This is a genomic window from Ectopseudomonas chengduensis (assembly GCF_900102635.1).
Lineage (GTDB): Bacteria > Pseudomonadota > Gammaproteobacteria > Pseudomonadales > Pseudomonadaceae > Aquipseudomonas > Aquipseudomonas chengduensis.
Map to the genome: position 1 here is coordinate 1 of NZ_FMZQ01000017.1, position 16582 is coordinate 16582.

The following is a 16582-nucleotide window of genomic DNA, read 5'->3' on the forward strand; positions in this document are numbered from 1 at the left end:
TGCAGAAGGCCTGCGCAGTGACCATTTGCGTCTCAGTCGACGCCTGATTGAGTACGCGATAGAACTGATCGAGTTCGGTTTGCAGGGCCGTGCGCGGCTGATTGAGCAGGAACAGGACGAGGTTCTTGAAGGTGAGCTGGCGTCGGCGGGTAAAGTCTTGAGGATTCTGGCGGTGGGCGGCGATGAAGGCGGGACAATCGAGCGGGCTGGTTATTTTTTGTACAATTTTCAAGCCAGGGTTTGGCTGGCGGTGTCAAGCGATGCGGTATAGGTAGTCAAAAGGGCTTCTCCCATGCACTGATTTGAGCGCTAATTATATGATATTTATGGATAATTTCCAAAGTTGATGACATTGAGCTTTAGCCTGTCCCAGCGAGCGAAGCGAGTGATTTGAGCCGCTTGTTAGGCAGGGGGTTGGTTGTTGTTTTTATGAAATTGCTCATACTGGTTTTGAGCTGCAACTTGCTCATTGCTGCTGTAGTACTCTGGAAGTAAAAGAAATTTCCACGCCAACTGATTAGCAGGGTCGAGTCTATTGGTTCTTGCGGCTTGATCAAGTTGGTGTGATGTCAATATTTCACTAAGAGCTATTGGGCTAGATGTGGAGCTAATATATTCACTGCACATTGAGTAGTAGCAGTTGATTAGCTCTGAGTATAACTCTTGTGCGGCAAACGCTATTTCTGAGCTGCTGCCGCAAGACCTTAGAACACCGCAGGCGCGCTCCGCATCCCGCCAAGAGCAACTCATGACTCTTCTGAGTTGATATAGGAGTGCGCGGAACTCAGAGGGAATATAGATTGATATTTTTGACAAGGCTGAGACCATCTTCTTGTCTTGCTCAAGTCTCAATCCCTCTAGCCTTTCTGGGTAAGACATGTTGTTGGCTATTGCGTGAGCATAAGTATTGAACATTAAATTGTGTTCGCTTATTGCGCTGTTGATTTTTTCGAGTAGCGGCAAAACTCTTTCTAATTTTACTTTTTCAAATTCTGCGTTTTTTAAAGTTAATTCTTTTTGAATTGAGAGTGCATTCCCAACTTCTTGCTTTTGTTGCTCTAGCTTATTTTTCCACCAAATCTCGAAGGCTGATTTTAAAACAAATTTCCATAGGCCTGTAATGAATGCCAGCACCGTTGCCCACTCAACTAGGTTAAGTTTGTTTATTAGTTCCATGGTAAATTCCAATTGGCTGCTCCGTTGAAGCCTAACTATAAATAGACACCAAATGCTGCATAACCTGCGGGCGATTCTGGTGGATAACCTTCCTGGTCATTTTCAAAATCCTTCTCTAGCTCGCGGGAGGTAGCGAGGCGATGGGGTGTTTGGGAGGTTATACACCATGTCGGATAACTGCTGGCAAGTGGCAATTACGCGAAGGCGGGGAAGGTTGGGAAGGGCGTAGGGAAGATCGCGAGCAAGCTCGCTCCTACAAAAGCAGGGCGGGGAGGGGAAGGCGCAGCGGTGAGCCGCTGCGCCTTTTGTTTCAGCGGTTGAAGCGTTCGACCAGGGCGTATTGGCCCTGTGCGGTGTTGGTCAGAGCCTCGCTGAGTTTGGCGGTGCTTTGTGCTTCGCCAGCGGTTTGATCGGCCAGTTGTGCGATGGTGATGATGTTCTGGTTGATCTCGTCGGCGACGGCGCTTTGTTCTTCCGCCGCTGCGGCGATCTGGTTGGCCATATCGGCGATATTGGCCACCGAGTCGCTGATGCCGGACAGCGCCTGATCAGCCTGCAGTACGCGCTCGACGCCTTCGTCGGCCTGCTTGCGGCCGATTTCCATAGTCAGCACGGCCTCTTCGGCGGTGCGCTGCAGTTTGGCGATCAGGGCGTGGATCTGTTCGGTGGACTCGGCGGTGCGTTGTGCCAGCGAACGCACCTCGTCGGCCACCACGGCAAAGCCGCGGCCCATTTCGCCGGCGCGGGCGGCTTCGATGGCGGCGTTGAGGGCGAGCAGGTTGGTCTGGTCGGCGATGCCCTTGATCACGTCGACCACGCCGCCGATTTCGCTGCTGTCCTGGGCCAGGCGAGTCACGGTTTCGCCGGTATCGCCCACCGATTGCGACAGGCGCTGGATGGCTTCGCGGGTTTCAGCGGCGATGGTGCGGCCTTCGCTGGTCAGGCGGTTGGCTTCCTGGGTGGCGATGGCGGTGCGGGCGACGTTGCTTGCCACTTCCAGAGTGGTGGCGGCCATTTCGTTGACTGCGGTGGCGACCTGCTCGGTCTCGCTGCGCTGGCGCTCGAGGCCGGCCGAGCTGTTGTGCGCCAGCTTGTCAGCTTCACGCGCTTGCAGGGTCAGTTGTTCGGCGGTGTCCTGCAGGCGGGTGAGACAGGTTTTCAGCCGTGCTTCCTGGCTGAGCATGGCCATTTCCAGGCGTGCTTCGGCGCCACGGCTGTCGGTGTACATCTGCGCGATCAGCGGGTCGGAGGTGGTTTGCTCGGCAAGGCGCAGCAGGCGTTTGACGCCGCGCGTCTGCCAGGCGATGCCAGCCAGACCCAGCGGCACGGAGAGTGCGGCAGCGAGGATGAAGCCCCAATTGCTGCCCATCCAGTGGCCGATCATGAAGCCGATCTGGCTGACCAGGATGAAGGGCATCCACGCCTGGACGATGGGCAGCCACTGGTTGCTGGCCGGAACGGCCGACTTACCGGCGTTGATGCGGGCGTATAGGACTTCGGCGCGGCGCACCTGCTCGGCGGTCGGTTTGACACGGACGGATTCGTAACCGACGACCTGGTTGTTTTCGGTCACGGGCGTGACGTAGGCGTTGACCCAGTAATGGTCGCCGTTCTTGCAGCGGTTCTTGACGATGCCCATCCACGGGCGGCCCTTCTTCAGGGTCGTCCACATATGCTCGAACACGGCCGATGGAACGTCCGGGTGGCGCACGATGTTGTGTGGTGCGCGCAGCAGTTCTTCACGACTGAAGCCGCTGATGTCGACGAAGGCGTCGTTGCAGTAGCTGATTTGTCCTTTGAGGTCGGTGGTGGATATCAGGCGTTGTTGTGCAGGAAAAGTGCGCTCACGCTGAGTGACCGGCTGGTTGTTACGCATGGCAGGTATCCGTCGTTGTAATGCCCTGTCATCGGCCGGCGAGCGGCGAAGTTGAGGGCTGAATCCATTTTTGGCGAGTGTAATCGCTTTTTGAATGGCGTCACATTTTTGTCACGGCATGAGCCGTCCTTGGCCCGACGGGGAGGCCCTGCCGCATGACACGGCAGGGCAGGTACATCACTTGGCGATCATCTGGCGCAGCACGTAGTGCAGGATGCCGCCAACCTTGAAGTACTCGACCTCGTTGAGGGTGTCGATGCGGCACAGCACTTCGACTTCCTCATGCGTGCCGTCTTCACGGGTGATGATCAGCGTCAGTGGCATCTGTGGGCGCAGTTCCACGCCTTCCAGACCTTCGATGGCCAGCACTTCCTTGCCGGTCAGTTTCAGGCTGGTGCGGTCGGTACCGGGTTTGAACTGCAGCGGCAGCACGCCCATGCCCACCAGGTTGGAGCGGTGGATGCGCTCGAAGCTCTCGGCGATCACCGCCTTGACCCCCAGCAGGTTGGTGCCCTTGGCCGCCCAGTCACGGCTGGAGCCAGTGCCGTATTCCTTGCCGGCGATGATCAGCAGCGGCGTGCCTTCGGCCTGATAGCGCATGGCGGCGTCGTAGATCGCCAGCTTCTCACCGCTGGGGATGTGCAGGGTGTTGCCGCCTTCCTCGCCGCCGAGCATTTCGTTGCGGATACGGATGTTGGCGAAGGTGCCGCGCATCATCACTTCATGGTTGCCGCGGCGCGAGCCGTAGGAGTTGAAGTCGGCCTTGTCCACGCCATGCTCGCTCAGGTAGCGCCCGGCCGGGCTGTCGGCCTTGATGTTGCCGGCCGGGGAGATGTGGTCGGTGGTCACCGAGTCGCCGAGCAGGGCGAGGATGCGCGCCTGGCGGATATCGGTGATACGTGGCGGATCTTCGGCGATGTGCTCGAAGAACGGCGGATGCTGGATGTAGGTGGAGTCGCCCTGCCAGGCGTAGGTGTCGGCCTTGGGCACGTCGATGGCCTGCCATTTCTCGTCGCCGGCGAAGACTTCGGCGTATTCCTTGCGGAACATGGCGGTGTCGACCTGGGCGATGGCCTGGGTGATCTCGGCCTGGGTCGGCCAGATGTCCTTGAGGTAGACCGGCTGACCGTCCCTGCCGGTGCCGAGGGCGTCGCGGGTCAGGTCGAGGCGCACGCTACCGGCCAGGGCATAGGCGACCACCAGGGGTGGCGAGGCCAGCCAGTTGGTTTTCACCAGCGGGTGCACGCGGCCCTCGAAGTTGCGGTTGCCGGAGAGCACCGAGGCGACGGTCAGGTCGGCCTGGGTGATGGCTTTCTCGATCGGCTCACGCAGCGGGCCGGAGTTGCCGATGCAGGTGGTGCAGCCGTAGCCCACCAGGTCGAAGCCGAGTTTCTCCAGGTAGGGCGTCAGGCCTGCGGCATTGAAGTACTCGGTGACCACCTTGGAGCCGGGGGCCAGCGAGCTCTTCACCCAGGGCTGGCGCTGCAGGCCTTTCTCCACGGCCTTCTTGGCCAGCAGGCCGGCGGCCATCATCACGCTGGGGTTGGAGGTGTTAGTGCAGGAGGTGATAGCGGCGATCACCACGGCGCCGTCTTTCAGGCGATGGGTATGGCCGTCGTCCTCATAGTCGATTTCGCCGCTCTGCTTGTCGCCACCGACGGCGGTACCGCCGCCGCCTTCGCTGAGCAGGCGACCCTCTTCCTTGGCGGTGGGCTTGAGCTGCAGGCCGATGAAGTCGTCGAAGGCCTGGCTGACCTGGCCCAGCGAGACACGATCCTGCGGGCGCTTGGGCCCGGCCAGGCTGGCTTCGACGCTGCCCATGTCCAGGCTCAGGCTGTCGGTGAACAGCGGCTCGGCGCCTGGCTCGCGCCACAGGCCCTGGGCCTTGCTGTAGGCCTCGACCAGTTGCACGGTGGCATCCGGGCGGCCGGACAGGCGCAGGTAGCCGAGGGTGATCTCGTCCACCGGGAAGAAACCGCAGGTGGCGCCGTACTCGGGGGCCATGTTGGCGATGGTGGCGCGGTCGGCCAGCGGCAGATCGGCCAGGCCGTCGCCGTAGAACTCGACGAATTTGCCCACCACGCCCTTCTTGCGCAGCATCTGGGTGACGGTAAGCACCAGGTCGGTGGCGGTGATGCCTTCTTTCAGCTTGCCGCTGAGCTTGAAGCCGATCACTTCGGGAATCAGCATCGACACCGGCTGGCCGAGCATGGCCGCTTCCGCCTCGATGCCGCCGACGCCCCAGCCGAGCACGCCGAGGCCGTTGATCATGGTGGTGTGCGAGTCGGTACCCACCAGGGTGTCGGGGTAGGCGAGGGTGACGCCGTCTTCCTCCTTGGTCCACACGGTGCGCGCCAGGTACTCGAGGTTGACCTGGTGGCAGATGCCGGTGCCCGGCGGTACCACGCTGAAGTTGTCGAAAGCGTGCTGGCCCCAACGCAGGAAGGCGTAGCGCTCGCCGTTGCGCTGCATTTCCAGCTCGACGTTGTCGTGGAAGGCGCTGGAGGAGGCGTAGCGGTCGACCATCACCGAGTGGTCGATGACCAGGTCCACCGGCGACAGCGGGTTGATCCGCTGCGGGTCGCCGCCGGCCTTGGCCATGGCGTCGCGCATGGCAGCCAGGTCGACCACCGCCGGCACGCCGGTGAAGTCCTGCATCAGCACGCGCGCTGGGCGGTACTGGATCTCGCGGTCGGAGGCGCGCTGGTCGAGCCAGTCGACCATGGCTTGCAGATCCTGCGGCTGCACGGTCTGGCCGTCTTCGTTGCGCAGCAGGTTTTCCAGCAGGACCTTGAGTGACTTGGGCAAGCGGTCGATGTTGCCGAGGCGCTGGGCAGCCTCGGGCAGGCTGAAGTAGTGGTAAGTGGCGTCGCCGACTTTCAGTTCGCGGCGGCAGTTCAGGCTATCGAGGGAGGGCATTGCACATCTCCTTGGGCCCGCACGGTTCGGGCTGTGTCTGATGGCGGCAGACCTTCAAGCTAGTTCGGCTTGAGCAGTCTGGCTAGCGCATATCCTTTATCGGTTGCTATGCGCTGCCTGTTCTGGGTGGCCGGGCCTCATCGAAACGCGATGGCTGGCGGCTCCCTATCTGTGGGCAGCGCATATGTAGCTGGACAGGTTTAGCGGCTCTGGGTTCCGGTCTCGGGTATCATGCGCGCCTTGAGGAGACCCTTTGATGAATACCCTGTTTCTGCATTGCCGCCCCGGTTTCGAAGGGGAGGTTTGCGCCGAGATCAGCGACCTCGCCGCACGCCTGGATGTACCGGGCTACTCCAAAACCAAGCCTGGCAGCGCGTGTGCCGAGTTCGTCTGCAGCGAGGCGGCCGATGGCGAGCGCATGATGCGTAGTGTGCGCTTCAACAGCCTGATTTTCCCCAGGCAATGGGCACGCGGTGGTTTCGTCATGTTGCCGGAGAGCGATCGCATCAGTGTGCTGCTCGACGCCCTGGCGGACTATCCGGTGTGCGGCAGCCTGTGGCTGGAAGTGGTGGATACCAACGACGGCAAGGAGCTTTCGACCTTCTGCAAGAAGTTCGAGGCGCCGCTGCGCAAGGCCTTGCTCAAGGCCGGCAAGCTGGTGGACGACGCGAAGAAGCCGCGCCTGCTGCTGACCTTCAAGAGCGGCCGTGAGGTATTCGCCGGTATCGCCGAGGCGGATAACCAGGCGATGTGGCCGATGGGCATTCCGCGTCTGAAGTTTCCGCGCGAGGCGCCGAGCCGCTCCACGCTCAAGCTGGAGGAGGCCTGGCACCATTTCATCCCTCGCGAGCAGTGGGATCAGCGCCTGGCGCCGGGCATGACAGCAGTTGACCTGGGTGCAGCACCTGGCGGCTGGACCTGGCAACTGGTCAATCGGGAAATCCGCGTTACCGCCGTGGACAACGGGCCGATGGCCGAAAGCCTGATGTACTCGGGGTTCGTTGTGCATCAGCGCGCCGATGGTTTCACCTTCCGCCCACGGCATCCGGTGCACTGGATGGTCTGCGATATCGTCGAGAAACCGGCGCGCACGGCGGCGATGATCGAGACCTGGCTGGGCGAGGGGCTGTGCCGCGAGGCCGTGGTCAACCTCAAGCTGCCGATGAAGCAGCGCTACGCCGAAGTGCGGCGTCTGCTCGATCGCATCGAGTCGGGGCTGGTCGAGCGGGGCCTGAAGGTCAGCATCGGCTGCAAGCAGCTGTATCACGACCGTGAGGAAGTGACCTGTCATCTGCGCCGGCACGGTAAGTGATGATGTGCGCGCAGGTCTCAGGATTGTGCGGGCAGGTGACCTGAAGGTCAGCTTTGCGCGACAATGCGCGCCTGTTTGTGGAGCCCCTTATGTCCGAAGCCCTGACCCTCAATCACGATGACCTGCTCGACGCCAGCGGCCTGAATTGCCCGGAACCGGTGATGATGCTGCACAACAAGGTGCGCGACCTGTCGCCGGGCGGCCTGCTCAAGGTGATCGCTACCGATCCGTCGACCCGTCGTGATATTCCCAAGTTTTGCGTGTTCCTCGGTCACGAACTGCTCGGTCAGGCCGAGGAAGACGGCACCTACCTGTACTGGATTCGCAAGAAGGCCGATTAGGCAGTTATCTCGTAGGGCGGGTGCAACCCGCCAAATAGCGGATGTTGTTGGTCGCGATGGCGGGTTACACCCGCCCTACGGTTTGCTAGCTTTCGCTGTGCCATCCCGCCTGTCCCGGCGCCAGGCCGCAGCTGTTTAGCAAAGTCTGCCAGGCCTTGACGTGACGCGCCGTGGCTATGCGGAAATCCTGCCATAACGAATCCTGTTCGCCTGCCAAACGCTGCAGGTGCTCGCGGGTGGTGGTGGGAATACCGTCGATGCGTTGCAATTGCAGCAGCGCCGCCTGCCACTGCTGGCCGCGTTGGTCGACCTGTGCCAGGTAGGGTTGCAGGCCGCCAGCGTAGAACTTGATGAAGATGTTCTGCAGGATGCGCCCGCGTGGCGTCGCCTGGCCCAGTGGGCAGAGTGGGCGATTGCGCTGGCGTTGCTCCAGCAGTTCGCTGCCTGCGTCGAGGGTGTGGCGCAGGCTGGCCAGGCTGGTAATCAACTGGCCGCCTTGCTCGCTGGCGTAGAGGGTGAAGAACTGCGGTTCCAGCTCACTGGCGCTCGGCGGCAGTTGCGCAGGCAGGGCGGCGCCGATGCTGGCCAGCCGCTGCAATGCGTCCAGCGCGGCGCTGTCTTCCAGCATGTCCACCGGCAAGGCTTTATCAGCGAAACGCAGGTAGTTCTCGAACTCCGGACTGCCGTTCAGCGCATTCCAGAATACTGCAGGCAGTTGCTGGCGCTTGTCGTCGGCCAGGCGTTGCAGGGTGGCCTTCAGGCTGGAGTCGTCCTGCAGATGCGGCAGGCAGTCGTCGATGGCGCGCAGCAGATCGCCTTCGTAGCCCAGGCGCTGGCTGGGCATCAACTGTTTGCCCAGGCTGCTGTTGCGTTGGCTGATCAACTGCTGCAGGTGCGGACAGCGCCGCGCGTCGATCACCAGATCGAGCAGGCCGATGCGCAGTTCGGGGATGTCCGAAAGCCGCTCGCGCCGGGCTGGCAGGCGGTACTGACTGATGCTGCGCTTATCGAGCGAGCTGACGTTCGGTGCATCGAGCGAGCGCTGCAGGCGTTCGAGGTAATCGCTCTGCAGGGCCAGGCCATCGTTGGCCGGGCCGCAGCCGGCGAGTGCAAAGAAGTAGAGGATCAGGGCAGGTCGAATCATGGGCTCAGTCTAGAGCTGATTTCCTGCCTATCCAATGACTCAGGCGGCCCGGCGGATGCGCTTGCGCGCGCTGCGCGCCAGGCGCACGGTGAGCATCGCTGCGGCGCAGGTCAGTCCGACCACCAGCCCTTGCCACAGGCCACTGGGGCCGCTGGGTTCGCCGAACAGGTCGGACAGCCCCAGCGCATAACCCACCGGCAGGCCGATGCCCCAATAGGCGAACAGCGTCAGCAACATGGTGATGCGCGTGTCCTGGTAGCCACGCAGCGCGCCGGCCGCCGTCACCTGGATGGCATCGGAGAACTGGAACAGCGCCGAATAGACGATCAGCGTTGCCGCCACGGCGATCACTGTCTTGTCCGGGGTGTAAATCTGCGCGATCTGCTCACGCAGCAGGAACATCAGGCTGGCCGATACGCAGGCGTAGCCCAGCGCCGCGGCCATGCTTACCCCGGCAGCGAAGCGCGCCTCGCGTGGCTGACCACGGCCCAGCGCCTGGCCGACGCGCACGGTGGCGGCCATGGCCAATGAGTAGGGAATCATGAATACCATGGAGCTGAAGTTGAGCGCGATCTGGTGCCCGGCCACCACGGTGGCGCCGAGGCCGCCGATCAGCAGGGCGATCACCGCGAAGATGCTCGATTCGGCAAATACCGCGATACCGATTGGCACGCCGATGCTCAGCAGGCGTTTGATCACTGTCCACTGCGGCCATTCGAAGCGGGTGAACAGCGCGCTGGCACGGTAGTAGGGCGCCCACTTCACCCAGACCAGCATGCCGATCAGCATGAAGCCCATCACCAGCGCGGTCGCCCAGCCGCAGCCAACGCCACCCATGGCCGGCAGGCCGAACTTGCCGTAGATGAAGATGTAGTTGGCAGGAATGTTCAGCAGCAGACCGAGAATGCCCAGCACCATGGCCGGGCGGGTATGGCCGAGGCCATCGCTGAAGCAGCGCAGCACGTGGTACAGCGCCACTGCCGGGAATCCGCAGGCCACCGCACGCAGGTAGCCCATGGCCGGAGTGATCAGCGCCGGGTCGACGTTCATGGTGCGCAGGATGAACTCGGCGTTCCATAGCAGCGCCGCAGCGCTACCGCCGACGGCCAGCGCCAGCCAGAGTGCCTGACGCACCAGCGGGCCGATATCGGCCTCTTGGCCAGCGCCGAAGCGCTGAGCCACCTTGGGCGTGGTGGCCAGCAGGATGCCGGTCATCAGCAGGAACACCGGCACCCAGATCGAGTTGCCCAACGCCACCGCAGCCAGGTCCTGCGGGCTGACGCGCCCGGCCATCAGCGTATCGACGAAGCCCATGGCGGTGTGCGCCAACTGGGCGATGATGATCGGCGTGGCCAGAATGAGCAGGCTGCGCAGTTCCGTGCGCACGCGGCCAAGGCGGGTGTCGGTGGACATTTCGATTCTTCGGGATAGCAGGAAACCGCGTAGTCTACGCTTTGACGTGTCGGTCAGGAAAGTACGATCTGCCCCTCTGTCTGGCGGCCTGTGGGGCGACGCTGAGGTGTCGGCTGACTTAGAATGGCGACCTGCCCGATGGAGCCTGTCATGCACCTAGTCGCCGACGAAAACATTCCCCTGCTCGATGAGTTCTTCGCTGCGTTCGGCAGCATCCGCCGCTTGCCCGGGCGCGCCATCACGGCGGCCGATGTGCGTGATGCCGACCTGTTGCTGGTGCGCTCGGTGACGCAGGTGAACCGCGCCTTGCTCGAAGGTAGCCGGGTACGTTTCGTTGGCACCTGCACCATCGGCACCGACCATCTGGATCTCGATTACTTCGCCGCAGCAGGCATCGCCTGGAGCAGCGCCCCCGGTTGCAATGCCCGTGGCGTGGTGGATTACGTGCTGGGCAGCGTGCTGACCCTTGCCGAGCGTGAGGGCGTTGACGCGGCTGCGCGTGTCTATGGCGTGGTCGGGGCGGGGCAGGTCGGTGGGCGTCTGGTGACTCTGCTGCAGGGGCTAGGCTGGCAGGTGCGGGTGTGCGACCCGCCGCGCCAGGCCGCCGAGGGCGGCGACTTCGTCAGCCTGGAGCAGATCATCGGCGAATGCGATGTGATCAGCCTGCATACACCGCTGGACGCTTCGACCCGTCACCTGTTCGATGCGGCGCGTCTGGCTGCGCTCAGGCCTGGCACCTGGTTGATCAATGCCAGTCGCGGTGCCGTGGTGGACAACGCCGCGCTGCGCAGCCTGTTGCCACAGCGGCTTGATCTGAAGGCCGTGCTGGACGTCTGGGAAGGCGAACCGCAGGCCGATGTCGAGCTGGCCGCGCTGTGCCAACTGGCCACGCCGCACATTGCCGGCTACAGCCTGGACGGCAAGCTGCGCGGCACGGCGCAGATCTACCAGGCCTGCTGCCGGGCGCTGGGCGTAGCCGAGCAGGTGAGCCTGGCCGATCTGTTGCCGGCGCCCTGGTTGAGTGAGCTGAGCATCGACGGCAGCGCCGATCCTGCCTGGGCGCTGGCCAGCATTTGCCGCGCGGTCTATGACCCGCGCCGCGACGATGCCGACTTTCGCCGCAGCCTGGTTGGCGATGCCGATACCCGTCGCGCCGGCTTCGACCGCCTGCGCAAGCATTACCCCATGCGCCGCGAGATCGATGGCTTGCACGTGCGTATTCAGGGTGATTCAGCGCCGCTGGCTGCTCTGGTACGAGCCCTGGGCGCCACCGTTTCGTAGGGTAGGTTGGCCGCCTGTCACGCTTGCAGAACAGTTTGCTAAGGCCGGTGCGGCGTAACCCACCATCGGCGCAACGCGATCCATCGCCCGGTGGGTTACGTGGGGTGGCCATCCGAGCGCGAGGAGTTCATCTGCGTCTGGAAGCTCGGCACTCGGCGCCGCTAACTAACCTACGGATAGTGCGATATCTGCATATGTTATTTTGCCTTAATTAAATTGCATGCAATTTAATTGCTCGCTACTTTATTCGTCACTTCAAGCCCATTCAGGACGATTCCCCATGAGCAACGCACTTTTCGATATTCCGGTCACCACCATCAAGGGCGAGCAGAAGACTCTGGCCGACTTCGGCGGCAAGGCTGTGCTGGTGGTCAACACCGCCAGCAAATGTGGCTTCACCCCGCAGTACAAAGGCTTGGAAAGCGTCTGGCAGCAATACAAAGACAAAGGGCTGGTAGTGCTCGGTTTCCCCTGCAATCAGTTCGGCAAGCAGGAGCCGGGTGACGAGGGCGCGATCTCCGAGTTCTGCGAGCTGAACTTCGGCGTCAGCTTCCCACTGTTCAAGAAGGTCGACGTCAATGGCAGCGATGCTCACCCGCTGTTCGTGCAGTTGAAGAAGCGCGCGCCGGGCCTGCTGGGCAGCCAGGGCATCAAGTGGAACTTCACCAAGTTTCTGATTGGCGAGGACGGCAAGGTGGTCAAGCGCTTCGCCCCGACCACCAAGCCCGAAGAGCTGAGCAGCGAGATCGAAGCCCTGCTGAAATGAGTGCTTTCGACACCGCCGGGCTGCAGCTGGACAATCAGCTGTGCTTCAAGCTCTACGCCGCTTCACGTGCGGTGATCCGCGGCTACAAGCCGATGCTCGACGCCCTCGGCCTGACCTACCCGCAGTATCTGGTGATGCTGGTGCTGTGGGAATGGCAGGAGCGGGCGCCCGAGCAGCCGACGCTCAAGGCGCTCGGGCAACGCCTACAGCTGGATTCTGGCACCCTGACGCCGCTGCTCAAGCGTCTGGAGCAGATGGACCTGGTGCAGCGTCGTCGCGCGCAGGCGGATGAACGCGAGGTGCATCTGGCCCTGAGCGAGGCTGGCAGGGCGCTGCAGGCGCAGGTCCTGCCGCTCAAGGCGCAGTTGCTCTGCCAGTTCGGTGATCAGGATCTGCTGGAGATGGAAGGGCTGCGGCGCAGCCTGGATCGGCTACTGGCTCGGCTCAGCGATTGACCTCATCGGGCAGCCAGGTGTCGAGCATGACTGCCAGTTCTTCACGGCGGAAGGGTTTGGCCAGGTAATCGTTCATGCCGGCAGCGCGGCAGCGCTCGCGCTCGTCGGACAGCGCATTGGCGGTCAGGGCGACGATGGGCAACTCCGGCCAGCGGCCATTGCTGCGGATGCGTCGGCTGGCTTCGTAGCCATCCATCACCGGCATGTTGCAGTCCATCAGGATCAGGTCGATGGGCTCCTGCTCCAGCACCTCCAATGCTTCAGCGCCGTGTGCGGCGACCAGCACCTGGTAGCCGAGCTTGGCCAGCATGCCTTTGGCGACCATCTGGTTGACCGGGTTGTCTTCGACCAGCAGCACGCGTGCTGTGCTTTCTCGCGCAGCTTGCGTCTGGGCGCTGTTGTGCAGGTTGCCATCGTCGCTGTGCAGGATGTGCCGCAGCACCTGTAGCAGGCCATTGCGCGCCAGCGGGCGGGCGATCTGCAGCAGCGGCATGAGACGCTGCGCCTGCTCGTGCGGCAGGAAGTTGCCATAGGCGGTGACCAGCAGCACCGGCGTGCTGATCGCCGGGCGAATACCCAGCAGGCATTCCGGGCAATCGCTGATCAGCAGGTCGGCATCCACGCCGTGCAGGCTGGCGTCGGTATCCAGGCGCTGATAACTCAGACCCCAGGTTGGCAGCCACTGACTGAGCATCTGCTGCAGGCCGCTACTGGCCGGTGTCATGGCCACGATGCGGCCCTGTAGTGATGGTTGGGAGCTGGCTTGCGCATGGGCGGGCAGCGGCAGTTGCGCGCAGAACTCGCTGCCGAAGCCCTCCTTCGACTGCAGCGTCAGCTTGCCATGCATTGCTTCGCACAGGCGCCGCGTCAGCGCCAGGCCGAGCCCGGTGCCGCCGTACTCACGGGTGATGCCGACTTCAGCCTGGGCGAAGGGCTGGAAGATGCGCGCCTGGGCATCTTCGGCGATGCCGATGCCAGTATCGCGCACGCGGATGCTGATGCCGTCCTTGCCGCAGGCGACGATCAGGTCGACACGGCCGAAACGGGTGAATTTGAGCGCGTTGGACAGCAGGTTGCTGACGATCTGGCGCACCCGTGTCGGGTCGCCCAGCACCTGGGTCGGCAGTGCCGGGTCGATCAGGCAGGTCAGCTCGACTGCGCTGGCGGCGTTCTGTGACAGCAGGCTGGCGGTTTCCTCGGCCAAGGCGCCGAGGTCGAAGGGGATTTCCTCCAGTTCGAGCTGGCCTGCTTCGAATTTGGACAGGTCGAGAATGTCGTTGAGTAGTTCCACCAGCACCTTGCCGGAGTCATGGGCGATACCCAGCTGCTGGCGCTGCTCGGCGCTGAGCGGGCCGTCCAGGGCCAGCGCAAGCATGCCCAGCAGACCATTGAGCGGCGTGCGGATCTCGTGACTCATGTTGGCCAGAAAGGCCGAGCGCGCCTGCGCCATGTTCAGGGCGGTGGTGCGCGCCACCTCCAGTTCGCGGTTGGACTGGCTGAGGCGGGCGTTGGTGGCCTTGAGCTCGGCAGTGCGCGCCGAGACGATGTTTTCCAGTTCGTTCAGGTACTGGGTCAGGCGGTCTTCGGCGTTACGCCTTTGTTCGATCTCCTGGGCGATGCTCGACAACTGGCGGTTGGTGACCTCCACCAGGGTGCCGATCTCGTCGCGCTCGTGGCCCTTGGGGCAGGGCACGGGGCGGTGCTGCGGGTCTTGCGGGTTACGTTCGCTGAGTGCGCGAATCACCCCGGTCAGGGGCTTGGTCAGCATGAAATAGAACAGCACCAGCAGGATCAGTGACAGCAGCAGGCTGCGCGCGAAACCGGTGAGCAGAGTCAGCAGCGAACGTCTGAGAAAGTGACTGCCGAAGGCGTAGGTGTCGACTTCCAGGCGTAGAAAGCCCAGGGCTTCGTTGGGTGCATGGCTGACGTGGAGTGGGTCTTGGAACTGCCGCTGGGCCCCGAACAGGCTGTCGCTGAAGACCCGGTAGCGGCTTTCCCGGCGCGGGCGGCTGACGCTGGCCAGCACCAGACCGTTGTTGTCGATCAGTTCGGCGCGGGTCACTGCGGGTGAGCGTAGCAGGCCGAGGACCAGCTCCTGCGCCAGTTCCGCGTCGATGTTGTAGGCGATACGGGCGGCGGGGTTGTGGCTGATTTCCAGCAGCGCGCGAATCTCGCGGTTGATGGAGGCCTCTTCGCTGGCATAATCGACCGCCACCTGGGTGACGCTCAGCAGCGTACCAAGAATAAACGCCACCAGGACGGTCAGGCCGGCCTGTTTGAACGACAGGCGATTGGTGAGCGAAATGTCCATAAAAGCGTGCGTGGTCTCTGATCCTTGGGCGCCTGCCAAGCATAGCTGATAGCGACCCTGTACCGGCAGAGCCTGCAACGTGCGGCTCTGCGCAAAAGGAGTAGTAGATCGTGGATTCCCGGTTACTGGATTTTCTTGCCCGCGCCGAGCAGGTGCTTGAGCGCATCGAACCCCTGCTGCCTGCACTGCGTCCGGAGGTGGACTGGAGCAAGTGCGTGGCGGCGCGCTGGGTGCGTGATGGCCGCAGCGGCTACCTGTTGCCGCTGGATGTCAGCCTCGACCTGTCGCTGAGCGACCTGCTGGGTGTGGACGCCCAGCGCGAGCAGCTGGCGCGCAACACTCGTCAGTTCGTCAGCGGCATGCCGGCCAACCATGCCTTGCTCTGGGGCGCGCGTGGCACTGGCAAGTCGTCGCTGGTGCGTGCCCTGCTCGCCGAGCACGCCAAGGTCGGCCTGCGCCTGATCGAGATCGAGCGCGATCATCTGGCCGACCTGCCGCGCGTGGTCGAGCTGCTGGCCGGCTTGCCGCAACGCTTCGTGCTGTTCTGCGACGACCTGTCGTTCGAAGCGGGCGAGGGTGACTACCGGGTACTCAAGAGCGTGCTCGACGGCTCGTTGGAGCAGGCGCCGGACAATGTGCTGCTGTACGCCACCTCCAACCGTCGCCATCTGGTGCCCGAGCATCAGAGCGATAACGAGAACTGGAAGCGGGTCGACGGCGAGCTGCATCCCAACGAGGCGGTGGAGGACAAGATCGCGTTGTCCGACCGTTTTGGCTTGTGGCTGTCGTTCTATCCCTTCACTCAGGATCACTTCCTGCTCGTCGTGCGTCACTGGGTAGAGGTGCAGGCGCGTCAGGTCGGGCTCGGCTGGAGCTGGGACGAGGCACTGGAGAAAGCCGCCATTCGCTGGGCGCTGGGTCGCGGTAACCGCAATGGCCGCTGCGCCTATCAATTCGCCCGCCACTGGGTCGGGCTGCAACTGCTGGAGCAACAGGCATGATCGATCTTTCTCAGACTGGTGGTGATCTCAACGGTTACCCGCTGCTGAGTGCACAATTGCAGGCATTGCTTAGCGGCGAGCGCGACTTCATCGCCAATGCTGCGCAGTTTTCCGCCTTCCTGTTTCACGAGCTGGCCGATCTGAACTGGGCCGGCTTTTATCTGGCGAAGGATGGCGAGCTGGTGCTCGGCCCGTTCCAGGGCAAGGTGGCCTGCGTGCGCATCGCCTTCGGTCGTGGTGTCTGCGGCGCCGCGGCGGCCAGCCTGCAAACCCAGCGAGTCGAGGATGTGCATGCCTTCCCGGGGCACATTGCCTGCGACAGTGCATCGAACAGTGAGCTGGTGGTGCCTCTGGTCAAGGAAGGGCGCCTGATCGGCGTGCTGGATCTGGACAGTCCGTCGGTGGGGCGGTTCACGGAGGTGGATCAGGCCGGTATCGAAGCGCTGGCAGCGATATTCCTGGCCGCCAGCGACTGCTGAATACGCCTTTGGCGATGCGCGGAGACTCGATCCGCTAGGGGCGCCGCGCGCACCGCTGGTTTAAGACGTCGCCGAAGCTGATTTCGCAATCGGTGCGCACGGCGCACC

13 protein-coding genes and 1 pseudogene are annotated in these 16582 nt (G+C 62.9%); 7 read left to right on the top strand and 7 right to left on the bottom strand.

Annotated elements, in window-relative coordinates; all coding sequences use genetic code 11:
* From BLS08_RS22110 to acnA, 4 genes and pseudogenes are all read right to left on the bottom strand, one after another.
* Positions 1-232: pseudogene (locus tag BLS08_RS22110) on the bottom strand (IS4 family transposase); the annotation flags it as partial.
* Positions 233-402: 170 nt separating this feature from the next.
* Positions 403-1176, bottom strand: a complete 774-nt coding sequence (locus tag BLS08_RS26225; protein WP_131515332.1) for a hypothetical protein — start codon at positions 1174-1176, stop codon at positions 403-405.
* A 310-nt stretch (positions 1177-1486) separates the two neighbouring features.
* The gene (locus BLS08_RS22115; protein WP_017679249.1) at positions 1487-3052 is read right to left on the bottom strand and encodes a methyl-accepting chemotaxis protein; all 1566 of its coding nucleotides are present in this window, start codon (positions 3050-3052) and stop codon (positions 1487-1489) included.
* A 177-nt stretch (positions 3053-3229) separates the two neighbouring features.
* Complete coding sequence (gene acnA / locus BLS08_RS22120; protein ID WP_017679250.1) at positions 3230-5971, bottom strand: aconitate hydratase AcnA; 2742 nt, start codon at positions 5969-5971, stop codon at positions 3230-3232.
* A gap of 256 nt (positions 5972-6227) precedes the next feature.
* Between acnA and rlmM the strand changes: the two genes are divergently transcribed.
* Together rlmM and tusA are read left to right on the top strand one after the other, a co-directional pair.
* Positions 6228-7283: a 23S rRNA (cytidine(2498)-2'-O)-methyltransferase RlmM gene (gene rlmM / locus BLS08_RS22125; protein WP_017679251.1), complete on the top strand. Its 1056-nt coding sequence runs from the start codon at positions 6228-6230 to the stop codon at positions 7281-7283.
* 89 nt (positions 7284-7372) lie between these two features.
* Entirely contained in the window at positions 7373-7624 is a 252-nt protein-coding gene (tusA, locus tag BLS08_RS22130) for a sulfurtransferase TusA (RefSeq protein WP_003460892.1), read from the top strand.
* Between the two features lie 85 nt (positions 7625-7709).
* Here tusA and BLS08_RS22135 read toward each other — a convergent pair whose 3' ends face one another.
* Together BLS08_RS22135 and BLS08_RS22140 are read right to left on the bottom strand one after the other, a co-directional pair.
* Complete coding sequence (locus BLS08_RS22135) at positions 7710-8768, bottom strand: DUF3080 domain-containing protein (RefSeq protein WP_017679252.1); 1059 nt, start codon at positions 8766-8768, stop codon at positions 7710-7712.
* A 39-nt stretch (positions 8769-8807) separates the two neighbouring features.
* Positions 8808-10181, bottom strand: coding sequence for an MATE family efflux transporter (locus BLS08_RS22140; RefSeq protein WP_017679253.1), 1374 nt, complete (start codon positions 10179-10181; stop codon positions 8808-8810).
* 150 nt (positions 10182-10331) lie between these two features.
* Between BLS08_RS22140 and pdxB the strand changes: the two genes are divergently transcribed.
* The 3 genes from pdxB to BLS08_RS22155 all read left to right on the top strand — a co-directional run bounded on the left by pdxB (position 10332) and on the right by BLS08_RS22155 (position 12683).
* Positions 10332-11462, top strand: a complete 1131-nt coding sequence (gene pdxB / locus BLS08_RS22145; protein ID WP_017679254.1) for a 4-phosphoerythronate dehydrogenase PdxB — start codon at positions 10332-10334, stop codon at positions 11460-11462.
* 280 nt (positions 11463-11742) lie between these two features.
* Positions 11743-12228, top strand: a complete 486-nt coding sequence (locus tag BLS08_RS22150) for a glutathione peroxidase (protein WP_017679255.1) — start codon at positions 11743-11745, stop codon at positions 12226-12228.
* Positions 12225-12683 carry a MarR family winged helix-turn-helix transcriptional regulator gene (locus BLS08_RS22155; protein ID WP_017679256.1) on the top strand — a complete coding sequence of 153 codons (459 nt, stop codon included), beginning with the start codon at positions 12225-12227 and terminating at the stop codon, positions 12681-12683. The genes BLS08_RS22150 and BLS08_RS22155 overlap by 4 nt, the downstream gene beginning before the upstream one ends.
* On the opposite strand, the gene BLS08_RS22160 is transcribed toward BLS08_RS22155, so the two are convergent.
* The gene (locus BLS08_RS22160; protein ID WP_017679257.1) at positions 12673-14994 is read right to left on the bottom strand and encodes a response regulator; all 2322 of its coding nucleotides are present in this window, start codon (positions 14992-14994) and stop codon (positions 12673-12675) included. The genes BLS08_RS22155 and BLS08_RS22160 overlap by 11 nt on opposite strands.
* Positions 14995-15104: 110 nt before the next feature.
* On the opposite strand from BLS08_RS22160, the gene BLS08_RS22165 reads away from it, so the two are divergent.
* A complete protein-coding gene (locus BLS08_RS22165) occupies positions 15105-15995 on the top strand; it encodes an ATP-binding protein (protein ID WP_017679258.1) in 891 nt (296 codons plus the stop codon).
* A complete protein-coding gene (locus BLS08_RS22170; protein WP_017679259.1) occupies positions 15992-16474 on the top strand; it encodes a GAF domain-containing protein in 483 nt (160 codons plus the stop codon). Before BLS08_RS22165 ends, BLS08_RS22170 begins: the two co-directional genes overlap by 4 nt.
* The last annotated feature ends 108 nt before the right edge of the window (positions 16475-16582 follow it).

Bases quoted from the DNA above. Each gene is read 5' to 3' on its own strand.
- BLS08_RS26225 (WP_131515332.1), bottom strand. From the start codon at position 1,176: ATGGAACTAATAAACAAACTTAACCTAGTTGAGTGGGCAACGGTGCTG.
- BLS08_RS22115 (WP_017679249.1), bottom strand. From the start codon at position 3,052: ATGCGTAACAACCAGCCGGTCACTCAGCGTGAGCGCACTTTTCCTGCA.
- acnA (WP_017679250.1), bottom strand. From the start codon at position 5,971: ATGCCCTCCCTCGATAGCCTGAACTGCCGCCGCGAACTGAAAGTCGGC.
- rlmM (WP_017679251.1), top strand. From the start codon at position 6,228: ATGAATACCCTGTTTCTGCATTGCCGCCCCGGTTTCGAAGGGGAGGTT.
- tusA (WP_003460892.1), top strand. From the start codon at position 7,373: ATGTCCGAAGCCCTGACCCTCAATCACGATGACCTGCTCGACGCCAGC.
- BLS08_RS22135 (WP_017679252.1), bottom strand. From the start codon at position 8,768: ATGATTCGACCTGCCCTGATCCTCTACTTCTTTGCACTCGCCGGCTGC.
- BLS08_RS22140 (WP_017679253.1), bottom strand. From the start codon at position 10,181: ATGTCCACCGACACCCGCCTTGGCCGCGTGCGCACGGAACTGCGCAGC.
- pdxB (WP_017679254.1), top strand. From the start codon at position 10,332: ATGCACCTAGTCGCCGACGAAAACATTCCCCTGCTCGATGAGTTCTTC.
- BLS08_RS22150 (WP_017679255.1), top strand. From the start codon at position 11,743: ATGAGCAACGCACTTTTCGATATTCCGGTCACCACCATCAAGGGCGAG.
- BLS08_RS22155 (WP_017679256.1), top strand. From the start codon at position 12,225: ATGAGTGCTTTCGACACCGCCGGGCTGCAGCTGGACAATCAGCTGTGC.
- BLS08_RS22160 (WP_017679257.1), bottom strand. From the start codon at position 14,994: ATGGACATTTCGCTCACCAATCGCCTGTCGTTCAAACAGGCCGGCCTG.
- BLS08_RS22170 (WP_017679259.1), top strand. From the start codon at position 15,992: ATGATCGATCTTTCTCAGACTGGTGGTGATCTCAACGGTTACCCGCTG.